The following is a 15,063-nucleotide window of genomic DNA, read 5'->3' as shown; positions in this document are numbered from 1 at the left end:
AAACAGCCTCATTATTATACAAAAAATACCCGATAGCCTTCTTGCAAAGGTTATCGGGTATTCTTATATGTTCGGTCTTTTTTAATCAATACTCTTCCTCATTAAAGAAGAAATCCTCCTTACTAGGATAATCCGGCCAAATATCTTCGATACTCTCATAGATTTCGCCCTCATCTTCCATCTCTTGGAGGTTCTCAATAACTTCAAGAGGAGCACCCGAACGCATGGCATAATCAATCAATTCATCCTTGGTTGCCGGCCAGGGAGCATCTTCAAGTTTTGATGCTAATTCCAATGTCCAATACATAATCTTGAGTATTTAAAATGAATACTAAATTTGTCTCGTTTTCTATTTTTCGGCAAAAGTATAATAAAATCTATCATTTCCAACTATTATCCCAAAATATTTCATTATTTTGTTCATCAAAATTAATTTTTCGGGATAATACAAACAAATAATCTGATAATCTGTTGACAAAAGCTAATACTTCGGGAGAAATTGTACAAGTTTCGGACAAAGCCAGAATGCGTCTTTCAGCTCTCCGGCAAATCGTGCGGCAAACATGGCAAACGGCTGCTCCACGACTTCCGCCGGGAATGATGAAAGCACAAAGTTCGGGTAATTGCTCATCCAGCTTATCAATCTCCCGCTCGATACTTTCCACATGTTCAGGGGTAATGATACTGGCGGGTTTCAGTTGCATTTTCTCCTGGTCGGTGGCCAAGTGTGAACCGATGGCGAATAACTTATGTTGAATACTCAAGATAAAATCCCGGTCGGATTCCTCCTGCAGATAAGTGTGCAGCCATCCCAGGTGAGAATTTAATTCATCCACCGTTCCGTAAGCTTCCAGGCGGATATGAGTCTTTGGAACGCGACTTCCGCCGACAAGACTGGTAGTTCCTTTATCTCCGGTCTTTGTATATACAAGGCTCTTTTTCATAACTTTCTTTTTTACTATTATAGATGGTAAACGTACAAAGGTTCTTAGAAGTTGATGATATACTGCTGTTTTATCTTCGTTTTATCAAAAAATAGCAAACCGACATCATACAGGTCGAAAGTTATTCCTACCTTTTCGTCAGCCTGCCACTTTTTCCAAAGCGCTTTCATCTCTTTGGAATAGCAGATCCCATGAATAACAAATACACTTTTAAGGGTAGTACGGTGTACGCAAACCCGAAATACTTCTTCCAATAAGTCCGGATTTTGGTAATCGTTCAGATACAGAAAATCGACTGAAATATCCGCATCCAGAAACAGTTCCGACAAATCGGAAGCAAAGAGATAAAACGCCGATGGTTTAGCAGACTGTAAGTACAGGGCTGTCGAGGAAGGACGCCCAACCTCAATAATCGTATCAGGCTGTACTCTATTTACCAACCGGAACAAAAAACGGTTTACCTTTTGAGAACCTTTGGTCCACCCACGCTCTCTTACCATCTTTTTTTGTTCTTCTTTCAAGGAAGAATAAGCATAGTAAGGCATCTTCTCATAAATTACATCGGTAATCAGACTGAAAGCAAATGGGGAATGGACACCATATCCGCAACGATGACGGAAGCGGGAAAGCCAGATAAAAGGTCTTTTTATACAGAGTAGAAGATTCATAAAACAATCATTCGTATTTTTATTCTCCCGACAAAGATATATTTTTTTATGAAAAAAACTAAGATTTTCTTTTAATCGGCTGATTGATAAAGCGTAAAGAGCGATAAGCCTGGTAATTGGTAGCGATTTGGTAGCGGTGCTAATTTCAGTGCATTGCTTTGCTTCACTTTTAGAACTGATACAAATATACTAATTTTAACCGAAAAAGAAAAAAACAGGAGATTTTTAGTTTTCTGTGTAAACGGAAAAACAAGAAAAGTGTAAGTAACAGAATAAGTGCAAAAAAGGATTTGCACCTATTCTTGTTACTAAAAATGTAAATCATTGATTTTTAGGATGTAATTCATTGGTGCAAGGTGCAGCTATATACAGATATAGCTGCACCTTGCACCAATGAATTATCTTGTCCTAGAAAAACTTTACAGATTATATTACTTTGTCCTATATGAGCTTGACATTATCAGGAATTGAGTGTTTTAGTCCTGCTGTGCCTTTACACTTCGGCTCAAAGATAGAGACTTCTTCATTAAGTACATTCCTCTTTCGATAATAATTCTTCCATTTGCGTTCCGTTTTAATATTTGTTTGATGAACCAAGGCAGGAACCATATAACTAATACTCTGATGCGGTCTTTGATTATTATATAAATCAATAATTCGACTAATGAAGTTAATAGTTTCCTGCCATGATTTTAGCTTAACATCGTATATCCATTCTGTTTTCAGAATGCCATTTATTCTTTCTGCTATTGCATTTTCAAGTGGATCGCCACTTTCCGTCATGCTAATTTGTACCTTATGCTGCGTTAGCAAATTAACATAACTGGCGCTGCAATATTGGCTTCCTCTGTCTGAATGATGAATAAGCCCGGAATATCCTTCCGGTAAACTATTTAAAGCCATTTTCAAGGCAGCAAGAGCATTGCAAGCACGAAGTGATGGAGCAAGCTCCCAACCAACGATCTTATGAGAATAGGCATCTGTTACAAGTGCTAGATAAGCAAAACACCCTGCCATCTCAATATATAAGTAATGTCGCTTACCCATAATTGATTGGGAGCCTTTGGTATATAATCCCTTATCAAATTGGGGTATTTACGCATCCAATGATTGGAAAAAGTCGTTTTTCTCTTACTTCTCACCCTGACTTGTCCTAAAATAACCTTACAGCTCCTCTCTATTTCTCTTATTATACTTTGACACATTACATGAAACATAGAAATTTGCCATAATCATCTCCTTTGTAATATAAATCTAAGGTATTTTTATTTGATGTATTTATCTTATTGTATAATATTTTGTTTGTATATTCCAAACTATTAGGCCATATTGATAAATTATAGGGCTAAAATGATAATCAATAATATTTTATCTTGTTTTTTCTTTGCGCAATGAATAATGGGCTGCGTATTATATTCAATAAATATATTGTTGTTAAATTAGATAATTTGTTTGCCTTAGATGATTAATATTCTTCTTGGCAAGATTTATAGATATATTATTTTTATCAATTATTGTTGTAAATATAAATATGAAAAGTAAATTCACATTATGGAGTGTTGTATTGCTCTTGGCCGGATTTATATTTGTAGGATGTGACAATGAACGAACGGAAAACGCATCTGATTTTCAGACAGGAATTCATAAAATTGTAATCCAACAGTCCGGTGACACAGATTCATTTGAAGTGAGTGTAAGTATCGGTGGTGCTGACAAGGGTGGTCCCGCCAAGTTGTACAATGACAAGGGAGAATACATTGGTGATTCCTATTCTGCCCAAATAAGGACGGCAACTATGTCTTGTCGTACAAATGGGAATGCGTTTTTCATGACCTGTGCCGGTTCGGTTTCCAGTATCTCGGAGGCGGGTAAACGGCTTCATATAACAGTAATAGGCTACATTGACGACAAGGAGGTTAACCGTTTGGAAAAAGAATATATAACAGATGGTAATACCCTTATTGAAACTTTCAGCGTTTCAACCAAGGAGATATGATCCGGGTAGAATACAGAACTTGTATTGAAAAGAGCATAACGCCTGAACATGTTTCTTATCGAACTTTTTTTCCTAACTAAATAATTTATGAATACACTTCAAAAAACAGCGGGAGCAATTCTGTCGCTCTCGCTATTGTGTGGAATGCAGGTTTATGCGTTCCCTGACTACCCTTCCCTGAGGGGACAAATTATCGAACAGAGTGATATCTGTCAAGGAGTTGTCAAAGATGCCAATGGCGAAAGCATTATCGGCGCATCCGTACTTGTCAAAGGGACGACAAACGGCAGCATTACGGGACTTGACGGTGATTTTTCCCTTAGGAACGTAAAAAAAGGGGATATAATTGTTGTTTCTTATGTCGGCTATCAGAGCCAGGAAATAGCCTGGACAGGTGAACCGTTAAACATCGTTTTGAAGGAAGATGCCGAAGTCCTTGACGAGGTGGTTGTTATTGGCTATGGTGCTGTAAGAAAAGCGGATATGGCCGGTTCCGTAGCCGTGCTGGACAACAAAAATTTCAAGGACCAGCCTATAACCCAGGTTGCAGACGCTCTTCAGGGGCGTGTCAGTGGCGTTCATGTTGAGAACAGCGGCGTCCCCGGGGGAAGCGTGAAAATCCGCATCCGCGGTGCTAACTCCATCAGCAAAAGCAACGACCCTTTGTATGTGGTTGACGGAATCGTCCGCGAAAGCGGTTTGGACGGTATCAATCCTGAGGACATCCGTTCGATGCAGGTTCTCAAAGATGCATCGTCCACTGCCATATACGGTTCCAGGGGTTCGAACGGGGTCGTTCTGATCACTACCAAGAGTGGTAAGGCCGGTGTGCGTGAAATTATGTTCGACGCATCAGTGGGAGTTTCCAATGTATATAAGAGATACGATATCCTTGGAGCATACGATTACACTCTGGCGCTCAAGGAGGTCAAAGGTATTGATTTCTCAAACGAAGAGATGCAATCCTATCAGAACGGAACGGCGGGCATCGACTGGCAGGATGAGATTTTCCGTACGGGGATCACCCAGAATTACAAGTTGGCTCTTTCCAATGGTAGCGAGAAGACCCAATATTACATTTCCGCCAACTACATGAGCCAGGAAGGTGTGGTCATTGAATCGAAGAACGAGCGTTATCAGGCGAAGGCGAATCTTTCCTCACAGCTTACCGACTGGCTGCATATCACGGCTGACATCAATGCTTCCCACGGTGTGCGTCGCGGGGGATCTTTTGCCTCCGGTAAGGATAATCCGATCTGGATTGCTTTGAACTATTCGCCTACCATGACGATGATGGCCGAAAACGGGAACTATAACACCGATACTTATAATTCCATAGCTTCCAACCCGGTCGGTATCCTAAAGTTGCAGTCGGGAGAGACAATGACCAATGTTTTCAACGGACGTGTTGATTTGCGCCTTGATATAATGAAGGGGCTGACATTCACCACAACCAATGGCGTGGACTATTATGACGGGAAAAGTTATAGTTTCAGCTCCAAACGAGTGGGGACCAAGAGTGGTATGGGCAACAATGACACTTACCGCCTGATGCTGCAGAGTTCCAACAACCTGACATATACGGGTTCTTGGAACGACCATCATCTGACAGCCACGGCCGTATATGAGGTGACCTCCTCCGAAACCAGGACAATGGGTATAACCGGTAACAACCTGCTGACCGAGGGTGTGGGCTGGTGGAATGTGGGTATGGCTTCCTCTCGTGATGCAAACAATGGTTACGAGCAATGGGCGCTGATGTCGGGAGTGGCCCGTGTCATGTACAATTTTAAGGATCGTTATATGCTTACCGGAACATTTCGTGCCGACGGTTCTTCTCGCTTTGCCAAAAAGAAATGGGGGTACTTTCCTTCTATTGCCGCAGCTTGGACGTTGAGCAATGAGGATTTCATGAAGGATGTTTCCTCGGTTCAGGACATTAAACTTCGCGCCAGTTATGGTATTGTGGGTAGCCAGGCCATCAGTCCTTACGCAACCATGGGCCTTATGAGTGCTACTGCATACAATTTTGGAACCAACAGTAATTTTACCGGTTATTGGGCAAATGACATAGCAACTCCCGAGCTTACGTGGGAGAAGACCAAGCAGTTCGACCTGGGCCTGGAGTTCTCCCTGTTCGACAGGCGGCTGAATTTCAGTGTGGACTATTTCTATAAGCGTACTACAGATGCGTTGCTTAAAAGAAGTATCCCCGGATATGTCGGCGGTAACTCTTTTTGGGTGAATGACGGCGAAATCAGTAATCGTGGTATTGATTTGAGCGTGACCGCCCGGATTATGCAGAATGACCGGTTCCAATGGACCTCCACCTTGAACGGTACTTATTTGAAGAACCGCGTGGAACGCCTTTCCGGTGGTGAGAATGATTTCATCAACGGCTCCAGTCCGGCTGCCGGTATGGTTGATTATGCCACCATTATCAAGCCGGGTGAGGCCATCGGTACTTTTTGGGGATATGAATGGACCGGCTTGGATGAAAAGGGACATGACACTTACACGGATGTAGATGGAAATCAGATGATAGACGGTGGCGACCGCAAGGTCATCGGCAAGGCCAATCCCGATTTCACCCTGGGATGGAATAACTCCCTGTCTTATAAAAACTGGGATCTGAACCTGTTCTTCAACGGATCTTTCGGAGCCAAGCGTTTGAATCTTGTAAGATATACTATGGCTTCGGCCGAAGGGAATTCCCGCTTTGTAACTCTGGCAGACGCCTATCTGAAGGGATTCGACAAGATTGGCTCTTCGGCAACATACCCGAGCCTGACCGAAGGTGGAAATAATCTGCAGCCGGTTTCAACCAAATGGCTGGAGAACGCGGACTTCCTTCGTTTGGAGAATATCAGTCTTTCATACACTTTCCCCAAAAAGACAACGGGATTCGCTGATTTGCGGCTTACTTTCAGCTGTCAGAACCTTTTTACAATAACCGGGTACAAGGGGATGGATCCGGCCGGTACTACCTTCTCGAACAGCAGCGTTGACGTTGACGCGGGTATTGACATGGGAGCCTATCCTTCCCCAAGAACATTCACATTCGGTCTCCGGATGAATTTTTAAATCTAAAATAGAAGAACTTATGAAAATAAAAATAATAGCAGGCACTATGGTTGCCCTGTCATTTTCACTGATGTCGTGCAGTGATTTCTTAACGGAAGATCCCAGGGGAAAACTCACTCCGGAAAACTTCTTCTCTACCCAGGATGAATTGAACATGAGCATATATGCCCTTTACCAGAAAGTCAATCTTTCACAGGTATATACGAACATGCAGCTGCCCCAGTGGCAGGGGGATGATATAACGACCAATCCGGGGAGCAACAAACAGCCTGCCGCAGAAATGGACAAGTTTGCCGCAGCAAACAACAACAAGGGTGTCAAAGATGCGTGGAACATGCATTATGCCATTGTAAAGGCTGCCAATTTGATCATACAGGGGGCCTCTAAAACACCTACCACTCAAGATGAGATAAATATCGCCCTCGGGCAGGCTAAATTCTGGAGGGCATACGCTTATTTTACTCTGGTGCGACTTTGGGGACCGCTGCCGATGAATCTGGACAATGTCAACGATGATTATACCAAACCTCTATCCCCAGTGGAAGAAGTGTATGGTCATATTGTGCAGGACCTGACCGAAGCTGAGGCCGTATTGCCTACGGGTTACAGTGGGAGCCCCCGCTTTCTGAACGGAGTGAATGTGTATGTAACCCGGCAGGCAGCCAAATCTACTTTGGCAGCAGTGTATATGGCTATGGCCGGCTGGCCGATGAACAAAACGAAATATTACGCAAAGGCTGCTGAAAAGGCGAAGGAGGTCATTGAGGGTGTGAACAGAGGTGAATACGAGTATAAGCTCGATAAGGAGTACAAAGATGTGTATGCTATGAGCAATAACTATAATAATGAGACGGTGCTCGGCATAAACTATTCACCGTTCGTGGATTGGGCACAGGATTCGGAGCTTACTTCATGTAACCAGTTTGAATCGCTGGGCGGTTGGGGAGACGCCTGGGGTGAAATTCGTTTCTGGAAGGAGTTTCCTGACGGTCCGAGAAAAGATGCGACTTATGATCCCAAGATTCGTCTGAAAGACGGAACGTTGGTTGACTGGTGGGAGTTGAAGGAGGACGGTACCCCTGTCGTTCCGGAACATCACCCCATGTTCAGTATATTCTCCGTCAACTGGGATCCTGCGTCAAAAGTGAATACCAGTGCCCCGTATGATTATACAAAACCGGCCAGTCAGAACATGTGTAATGACCATCGGCATAGAATCATTCGTTATTCGGAGGTTTTGTTGTGGTATGCGGAGGCCAAGGCCAGGACGGGGCAGACGGACGAGTTGGCATTCAAGTGTCTGAATGATGTCCGCGAGCGTGCCGGACTGGAACCGCTCACCGGACTTTCTGCAGATGACCTTGCCGAAGCGGCTTATAAGGAGCATGGTTGGGAGGTGGCAGGCTACTGGGTGGCCCTTGTCACACGCCGTGCGGACCAGTTCCGTATGAACAGACTGAAAGACACCTTTAAGGAAAGAGCGGAGAACACGGCTGTTGAAGTCGCCGACGGGATCCTAGTAAAGGAGTCTGTAGAATATACGAACAGGACATGGAGTGACAATCTGATGTATCTTCCATATCCTGATATGGATTCCCAGAAAAACCCGAATCTGGTAAAGTGATTTTTTATTTTAAGCCAGAGGGCACCCGCCAATCACCAGTTGATTGGCGGGTAGCTCCTCTGATTTTCAATGTATAATTTTTTAATATCATGTACTAAATTTTGAATTGTTTTTTCCGTGTTCTCTGCTCCTGCCTTTCCGGTCATATGTTTTCGGAAAGAAGAGTATGTGACCTGCACGTGACTTTTGAGCTGATAGGGGAATGGGGTGTGGAGATCGTTCCCGTGGCATTATTGTTCATTCTTATGTTTTTCTCCCTTTTGGAAACTCAGGAGGTATCATTCCCGTCCCCATTGATATCCATGTTTGCGGATAGTCATTTGTAACGTGCTTGCGGCATGATAATGTCGGAAATCATGGACAAACGCATAATAGGTACACATTCGATTTTTAGTAATAACGGATTGGAATCATGAACATTCTGAAGTTACAAGGATTGGACGGTCGGCTTTTTGACCTTGTCGCCCCTTTGGTAATGAACCCGGCCGTATTGCGGCAAAATAATAATTACCCTTTCAAAACGACGCGTAACCATGTCTGGTACATTGCCATGGATGAGCAAAGGGTGTTGGGATTCATGCCCGTGAAAATGACCTTGACAAACAATTGCATAGATAACTACTATATTAGCGGGGATAACTCCTCTGTAATAGAGATGTTATTGGACCGTATTATCCATGATTTTTCTTCTGATGGTTCCCTTGTGGCCGTTGTACACGAACGCCACGTGGAAGACTTTTCAATGAAGAATTTTATCCCCTGTGTCGAGTGGAAGAAGTATGTCAAGATGCGTTATCATGAAGGAGGTGGGGCATGATGCGCCGGATGGATGTCCACGAGGCCGCCAACCGGAGATTGAAGATCATCTTTGACTATTTTGATTACGTGTATGTCTCTTTTTCCGGAGGCAAGGATAGCGGCATCCTTCTCCATTTGTGCATGGATTATATCCGCATGCATGCTCCCGGTAGAAAACTGGGTGTGTTCCACATGGATTACGAGGTGCAGTACCGCCAGAGCACGGAGTACGTGGAAAGGATGTTTTCCAACAACCGGGATATCCTTGAAGTGTTCCACTGTTGTGTCCCCTTCAAGGTACCCACATGTACTTCCATGTACCAGCAGTACTGGCGTCCCTGGCAAGAGGGGTACCAGAATATCTGGGTTCGCCAGATGCCGGGCACCGCTCTTACCGTGAAAGATTTTGATTTCTGGAACGACAGCCTGTGGGATTACGACTTCCAGTCTCTTTTCCCTTCTTGGATACGTCGTAAGAAGGGATGCAAGCGTGTTTGCTGCCTCGTGGGGATCCGTACGCAGGAGAGCTTCAACCGGTGGCGGGCGATTCATTCCGACAAGAATTACCGTAAGCTGGCCAACTACAAGTGGACTCACCGTGTAGGATATTACACTTATAACGCCTACCCGATATACGACTGGAAGACAACGGACGTGTGGACGGGGTATGCCCGGTATGGTTGGGATTATAACCGTTTGTATGACTTGTATTACCAGGCCGGGATTCCCTTGTCCCGCCAGAGGATGGCCAGCCCGTTTATCTCACAGGCCGTTTCGACCCTGCATCTTTATAAAGTTATTGATCCGGATACCTGGGGACGCATGGTCAGCCGGGTCAACGGCGTCAGTTTCGCCGGAATGTACGGGAACACGGTTGCGATGGGCTGGCGCTCCATCAGTTGTCCGGACGGGTTCACGTGGAAAGAGTACATGTACTTCCTCCTTGACACGCTTCCCCGGGCGACAAGGGAGAACTACCTGGAGAAACTGAGGGTGAGCCAGAAATTCTGGAGGGAAAAAGGAGGCTGCCTGGGAGAGGAAACGATCGGGAAGCTGCGTGCGGCCGGTGTACCGTTCACGGTGGAAGAATGCACGGCATACCGGACTGACAAGAGGCCCGTCCGCATGGAGTATATAGACGAGATAGATATCCCTGAATTTCGTGAAATACCCACTTACAAACGAATGTGCGTCTGCATCCTGAAAAACGATCATACCTGCAAGTATATGGGTTTCACGCAGACCAAGCGGGAGAGGGAGATGAAAGAGAGAGTTTTGAAAAGATATAAATTGTGATTGTCATGTCAAGTTTTAAAAGTCCGGCGTATAACGTCAAGGCCGTGCCGGTCGAGAAAATCGTGGCCAACAGCTATAACCCGAATGTCGTTGCTCCCCCGGAGATGAAACTGTTGGAACTGTCCATCTGGGAAGACGGTTACACGATGCCCCTCGTGTGTTATTACCGGGAAGAAGAGGATATCTACGAGCTGGTTGACGGTTACCACCGCTATCTGGTTATGAAAACATCCGTCAGGATTTACAAGCGCGAGAACGGATTGCTGCCTGTAACGGTCATAAACAAAGACATCTCGAACAGGATGGCCTCGACTATCCGTCATAACAGGGCCAGGGGAATGCACTCGCTGGAACTTATGACAGGTATTGTGGCGGAACTGTCAAAATCGGGTATGTCCGACAGCTGGATCATGCGCAACATAGGCATGGACAAGAACGAGTTACTCCGTTTCAAACAAATCTCAGGTCTGGCTGAATTGTTTCGTGACAGGAGTTTCGGGCTCTCAGACGACTGGTTGGAGGAATAAAACGGTCTGTCTGGTATCCGTAACAAATATACATGGTGTTTATGCTTGCAAATCATTATTTGTAGGTATTGCGAGTGATGATTAAAACCGTTAATTTTGCAAACTAATGGATCATACGAAAAAAAGACAGAGACAGCGGGCTGTCATAGCATGTATGTTGTTGCTGACATTGATGCCCTTTTTCCTCGTGAAAGCTTTTCATGTTCACGGGGAACATTCGTGCGTATCCCATAACGAACAGGGACACTCCCGTCACGATTCTCCTGAAAATTGTACCATCTGTCTCTTTACGCTCTCCCCGTTTGTCGAGGCAGGGATTTTTATATACGATTATATTCCGACTGGCAGGCCTGTAAGGTATCTTATCTCCGGGGAAACAGATGTCATCGTCATTCTTTTCCCGCATTTCCTCCGTGCACCCCCTGTGTGTTTGTCATAACTCCCTTGAGGGATTCGCATGCCATCACTGTGATTGCGTGCAGGGGCTTTTCATGTCCTGTCTTAACAGATTATAACCCGTTTATATTTTTTCAAGTATGACATTTCATGCATATCTCCAGTATGTGTGCCTGCTTGTTGTCTGCCTATGTACCCTCCCTTCTCCCATGGAAGCACGGGTACAGGCTGACCGGCAATCGACGGGTACACGCGATACTCTGCTGGTCATTGACCAGGAAAGCGGGCTTCCCATTGAAGGGGCCTATATCCTGACCAGGGAACGGTTACTTGTCAGCTCCCCCCGTGGAATGATTGTTTTCGGTCATGGAACGTGTTTCATGGATACGGTCCTCGTGCAGTGCCTGGGTTACGGTTCCCGGCGTGTGCCTTTGAACGAGGTATTCAAAGAAAGCAGCATACATACCGTATGTCTCTCCCCGGACATACAAAAACTCGGGGAAGTGGTCGTGACCGGTGAACGTGCCGGGGCGTCACCCAACGTGGTGAGCCGGCGCCTTTCATCTCCCGAGATCAGGAACGCGCTGGGAACCTCGCTTGCCACCCTGCTCGAACGTGTCAGCGGGGTAAGTTCCATCAGCACGGGAACCACTGTATCCAAACCCGTTATCCAAGGAATGTACGGGAACCGGATACTGATCATCCATAATGGTGCCCGCCAGACTGGGCAGCAATGGGGAGCCGACCACGCTCCCGAAGTGGACATGAACGGCAGCTCCTCTGTTTCGGTAATCAAGGGCTCCGATGCGGTAAGATACGGTTCGGATGCCCTTGGAGGGATTATCGTCATGGAGCAGTCTCCGCTTCCTTTCAGAAAACGCTCCCTTCAAGGGGGAATCTCCGCACTTTACGGAAGTAACGGGCGTCGCTACGTGGCTACCGGACAGCTCGAAGGTGCTTTTCCCGGTGATTTCGCTTGGCGTCTGCAGGGAACCTGGTCAAATTCCGGGGACCGTTCCACTGCGCACTATCTTCTGAACAACACGGGAACCAGAGAGTATCACGCTTCCGCCTCTCTGGGCTATGACCGCGGACGTCTGAGAGTGGAAGGTTTCTACAGCCGCTTCTACAGCCGGACAGGGGTGATGCTCAGCGCCCAGATGGGTAGCGAGGACCTGCTGGCGGAACGTATCCGGCTTGGTCGCCCCCTGCACACGGATCCCTTCTCCCGTGGTATCAGGGCTCCCTGCCAGGAGGTCACCCATCAGATCGCATTCGGCAGGATGCGGCTCGGCATGAAGAAGGGGGGAAGTATTCACTGGCAAAGTACCTGGCAGAAGGACGATAGGCAGGAAAACCGTGTCCGGCGGCTGGATTCTAACATTCCGGCGGTTTCCCTGCACCTGAATTCATTCCAGCATCTTCTGCGTTGGAAGCGGGATTACCGCTCCTGGCAAGTCGAGGCGGGAGGTCAGGTCATGTTCATCGAGAACCACAGCCGCGCGGGTACCGGATTCGTGCCCGTTATCCCGAACTACACGGAGACACAGGCAGGGATATACGGAATCGGGAAATATCACCTGGCCAGGGGAGGCGTTGAAGCAGGCCTCCGCCTGGATATGCAGGAAACCCGTGCCAGTGGTTATGACTGGACGGGAGGCCCCTATGGCGGGACAAGAAAGTTTAACAACGTGTCCTACAGCCTGGGAGGACACTATCAACTTTCCAGACGCTGGAGGCTCACCTCCAACTTCGGTCTGGCTTGGCGTGCCCCTCACGTGTATGAACTGTACAGCAACGGGAACGAGCTCGGGTCTGGGATGTTTGTCAGGGGAGACTCTGCGATGCACTCGGAAAGAAGCTACAAATGGATATCTTCCCTCCGTTACGGCGACGGGATGTTCAGCGTCTGTCTGGACGGTTACCTGCAATGGGTGGACGGCTATATCTATGACGGGCCGGAGAAAGAGACAGTCACCGTGATTTCGGGAGCATACCCGGTCTTCCAGTACAGGCAGACCCCGGCTTTCTTCCGCGGTATGGACTTTGACCTGCGTTTCACTCCGGGCGGTTCATGGGACTACCATGCCGTCGTCTCCTTTATACGGGCAAACGAACGGACAAAGGGTAATTATCTTCCTTATATTCCCTCCTTCCGTTTCAGCCATGAACTTGCGTGGATACACGAGACGAAATCGCATCTCAGGCTGCGTCTGAACATCAGGCACCGTTTCACCGCAAAACAGAGGCGGTTTGATCCGGACACGGATCTTATCCCGTATACTCCCCCGGCGTACCATCTCCTCGGGTTCGACGCTGCTCTTGAACTTCCCGTGAAACGGGGACACCAGGTCCGGTTCATGCTGTCGGCAGACAACCTCCTGAATCGTGAGTACAAGGAATACACCAACCGCTCGCGTTACTATGCGCATGATATGGGACGTGATGTGCGTTGCGGTGTAAACTGGATTTTTTAATTTATAACAACTATAATCAACACTAATAAATAAAAAGAAAAATGAGAACAATTGCATGTAAAACCGTGTGGGCACTTCTGATAGGAGTGTCCCTTGTCCTGTCGCTGAACTCTTGCAGCAAGGATCCTGTAATACCAGAAGACGAGACGAAGAACAAACTGCATGAGGACCCGGCAAAAATGACCGTCCGCCTCGTTGAATGCCACCTGCACGCTGACTGGAACGAGATACAGAAGGCCGGAGGTCCCCACCAAAATCCGGAATCCCCGGCCAGGTATATGAAACGTGTCCAGGAGATCACTTATGAACTGAAGACCGGCAGTGGATGGACCCTTGCTGAAGGAAGCCAGGGCAAGTTTTACGTTCAGAAAAACGGCGAATATAAAAATGGAAACAACTTTACCCCGGCCCCGGTTTACCTGATGTTTATCTATTACTACAATTCCAAAGGAGAGTTAATGAACGGCCAGTTCGTGGAGAACGGGCAGGAGAATATCCACCAGCATTTCTTCACCCCGGAGAACGTGAGACCTACCTTTGACGGGAAACCGGAAGCTGACGACAATGATCCGGAGGCACTGGTGGATTATCTCTATGTGGATACCACGCCCTGGGACAAGACCAAACATGACAACGAGGCGGAAATTACGGGAGGCACTAACCCGGTAGGATTAAAAGGAGTTATCCGGTTCCTGAAGGACCGCAAGGAGTTTGACCTGAAACTCCGCCTGTATCACGGCTACAATTCTAAAAAGAACCCGCAGACAAACGGCTTTGACCCGTTCTACAAGCCCTCCGGGGTATTGATCCAGCGTGGAACATGGGATATTAACCTGAGCATCCCGGTAGTGGTGTTTTGGAGCCGCGAGGAGTTTGTTGATGTGGACCCGGAGGCAGATGTGAACCTGATCGGGGAGGATAGCCTGGATGAAGACAGCAACCGCACGCTACACTCCATCATGAAAACCTTCAGTCTTACATGGAAGGAGGCGCTTGAGGAGTTCATCTCCTATACCTACCAGGCGGGGGATGTGGAAGCTGGATCCATATGGCTTTGATAATCTTGCGTAGGATGGAATTCTCTCTTTATCAATCTACAGGCGGCAGGTGGGGCCGCCTTTTTTGTCTTGTGCAGCGAAAAATCCCATCTGCTATGCTTAATCCCCGTGGTTTACTTGGGGATGTATTGGGACATGCTTTACCATCTCACCCTGTTCCATTTTTCATGTTTGGCAAGTTGAAAAAAATCCTAT

Annotated in this window: 13 protein-coding genes; 9 read left to right on the top strand and 4 right to left on the bottom strand. The window is 46.7% G+C overall.

The features are described 5' to 3' along the window. Window positions 1-85 precede the first annotated feature (85 nt). The 4 genes from HMPREF0106_RS07280 to HMPREF0106_RS07295 all read right to left on the bottom strand — a co-directional run bounded on the left by HMPREF0106_RS07280 (window position 86) and on the right by HMPREF0106_RS07295 (window position 2,659). Complete coding sequence (locus HMPREF0106_RS07280; protein WP_002558131.1) at window positions 86-307, bottom strand: DUF2795 domain-containing protein; 222 nt, start codon at window positions 305-307, stop codon at window positions 86-88. 73 nt (window positions 308-380) lie between these two features. Next, window positions 381-944 carry a cob(I)yrinic acid a,c-diamide adenosyltransferase gene (locus tag HMPREF0106_RS07285; RefSeq protein ID WP_008642670.1) on the bottom strand — a complete coding sequence of 188 codons (564 nt, stop codon included), beginning with the start codon at window positions 942-944 and terminating at the stop codon, window positions 381-383. A gap of 44 nt (window positions 945-988) precedes the next feature. Next, the gene (locus HMPREF0106_RS07290; protein ID WP_009040587.1) at window positions 989-1,612 is read right to left on the bottom strand and encodes a hypothetical protein; all 624 of its coding nucleotides are present in this window, start codon (window positions 1,610-1,612) and stop codon (window positions 989-991) included. Window positions 1,613-2,053: 441 nt separating this feature from the next. Then, on the bottom strand, window positions 2,054-2,659 hold the full coding sequence (locus HMPREF0106_RS07295; RefSeq protein ID WP_009291525.1) for an integrase core domain-containing protein: 606 nt from the start codon (window positions 2,657-2,659) through the stop codon (window positions 2,054-2,056). 484 nt (window positions 2,660-3,143) lie between these two features. Here HMPREF0106_RS07295 and HMPREF0106_RS07300 point away from each other — a divergent pair, with 484 nt between their 5' ends. The 9 genes from HMPREF0106_RS07300 to HMPREF0106_RS07335 all read left to right on the top strand — a co-directional run bounded on the left by HMPREF0106_RS07300 (window position 3,144) and on the right by HMPREF0106_RS07335 (window position 14,868). Further along, window positions 3,144-3,608: a beta-barrel fold lipoprotein gene (locus tag HMPREF0106_RS07300; RefSeq protein ID WP_009040585.1), complete on the top strand. Its 465-nt coding sequence runs from the start codon at window positions 3,144-3,146 to the stop codon at window positions 3,606-3,608. Between the two features lie 87 nt (window positions 3,609-3,695). Further along, window positions 3,696-6,692 carry a SusC/RagA family TonB-linked outer membrane protein gene (locus tag HMPREF0106_RS07305; protein ID WP_009040584.1) on the top strand — a complete coding sequence of 999 codons (2,997 nt, stop codon included), beginning with the start codon at window positions 3,696-3,698 and terminating at the stop codon, window positions 6,690-6,692. A gap of 19 nt (window positions 6,693-6,711) precedes the next feature. Beyond that, window positions 6,712-8,316, top strand: a complete 1,605-nt coding sequence (locus tag HMPREF0106_RS07310; protein ID WP_009040583.1) for a RagB/SusD family nutrient uptake outer membrane protein — start codon at window positions 6,712-6,714, stop codon at window positions 8,314-8,316. Between the two features lie 412 nt (window positions 8,317-8,728). Beyond that, a complete protein-coding gene (locus HMPREF0106_RS07315; protein ID WP_005805232.1) occupies window positions 8,729-9,133 on the top strand; it encodes a hypothetical protein in 405 nt (134 codons plus the stop codon). Further along, a complete protein-coding gene (locus HMPREF0106_RS07320) occupies window positions 9,130-10,410 on the top strand; it encodes a DUF3440 domain-containing protein (protein WP_009040581.1) in 1,281 nt (426 codons plus the stop codon). Before HMPREF0106_RS07315 ends, HMPREF0106_RS07320 begins: the two co-directional genes overlap by 4 nt. 5 nt (window positions 10,411-10,415) lie before the next feature. After that, a complete protein-coding gene (locus HMPREF0106_RS07325; RefSeq protein ID WP_005798034.1) occupies window positions 10,416-10,937 on the top strand; it encodes an IbrB-like domain-containing protein in 522 nt (173 codons plus the stop codon). A 106-nt stretch (window positions 10,938-11,043) separates the two neighbouring features. Beyond that, window positions 11,044-11,376 carry a hypothetical protein gene (locus HMPREF0106_RS28305; RefSeq protein ID WP_009040580.1) on the top strand — a complete coding sequence of 111 codons (333 nt, stop codon included), beginning with the start codon at window positions 11,044-11,046 and terminating at the stop codon, window positions 11,374-11,376. A 97-nt stretch (window positions 11,377-11,473) separates the two neighbouring features. After that, window positions 11,474-13,810 carry a TonB-dependent receptor gene (locus tag HMPREF0106_RS07330; protein ID WP_009040579.1) on the top strand — a complete coding sequence of 779 codons (2,337 nt, stop codon included), beginning with the start codon at window positions 11,474-11,476 and terminating at the stop codon, window positions 13,808-13,810. Between the two features lie 41 nt (window positions 13,811-13,851). Then, window positions 13,852-14,868, top strand: coding sequence for a hypothetical protein (locus HMPREF0106_RS07335; protein ID WP_007485339.1), 1,017 nt, complete (start codon window positions 13,852-13,854; stop codon window positions 14,866-14,868). Window positions 14,869-15,063 lie beyond the last annotated feature (195 nt).

Source organism: Bacteroides sp. D22 (assembly GCF_000163675.1).
In the GTDB taxonomy this organism is placed as follows: domain Bacteria; phylum Bacteroidota; class Bacteroidia; order Bacteroidales; family Bacteroidaceae; genus Bacteroides; species Bacteroides xylanisolvens.
This window is presented reverse-complemented; position numbering and strand designations above follow the sequence as displayed.

Excerpts from the sequence above, each read along its gene's own strand:
- HMPREF0106_RS07295 (WP_009291525.1), bottom strand. The coding sequence starts at position 2,659 with ATGGGTAAGCGACATTACTTATATATTGAGATGGCAGGGTGTTTTGCT.
- HMPREF0106_RS07325 (WP_005798034.1), top strand. The coding sequence starts at position 10,416 with ATGTCAAGTTTTAAAAGTCCGGCGTATAACGTCAAGGCCGTGCCGGTC.
- HMPREF0106_RS07335 (WP_007485339.1), top strand. The coding sequence starts at position 13,852 with ATGAGAACAATTGCATGTAAAACCGTGTGGGCACTTCTGATAGGAGTG.
- HMPREF0106_RS07280 (WP_002558131.1), bottom strand. The coding sequence starts at position 307 with ATGTATTGGACATTGGAATTAGCATCAAAACTTGAAGATGCTCCCTGG.
- HMPREF0106_RS07305 (WP_009040584.1), top strand. The coding sequence starts at position 3,696 with ATGAATACACTTCAAAAAACAGCGGGAGCAATTCTGTCGCTCTCGCTA.
- HMPREF0106_RS07320 (WP_009040581.1), top strand. The coding sequence starts at position 9,130 with ATGATGCGCCGGATGGATGTCCACGAGGCCGCCAACCGGAGATTGAAG.
- HMPREF0106_RS28305 (WP_009040580.1), top strand. The coding sequence starts at position 11,044 with ATGGATCATACGAAAAAAAGACAGAGACAGCGGGCTGTCATAGCATGT.
- HMPREF0106_RS07290 (WP_009040587.1), bottom strand. The coding sequence starts at position 1,612 with ATGAATCTTCTACTCTGTATAAAAAGACCTTTTATCTGGCTTTCCCGC.
- HMPREF0106_RS07330 (WP_009040579.1), top strand. The coding sequence starts at position 11,474 with ATGACATTTCATGCATATCTCCAGTATGTGTGCCTGCTTGTTGTCTGC.
- HMPREF0106_RS07300 (WP_009040585.1), top strand. The coding sequence starts at position 3,144 with ATGAAAAGTAAATTCACATTATGGAGTGTTGTATTGCTCTTGGCCGGA.
- HMPREF0106_RS07315 (WP_005805232.1), top strand. The coding sequence starts at position 8,729 with ATGAACATTCTGAAGTTACAAGGATTGGACGGTCGGCTTTTTGACCTT.
- HMPREF0106_RS07285 (WP_008642670.1), bottom strand. The coding sequence starts at position 944 with ATGAAAAAGAGCCTTGTATATACAAAGACCGGAGATAAAGGAACTACC.
- HMPREF0106_RS07310 (WP_009040583.1), top strand. The coding sequence starts at position 6,712 with ATGAAAATAAAAATAATAGCAGGCACTATGGTTGCCCTGTCATTTTCA.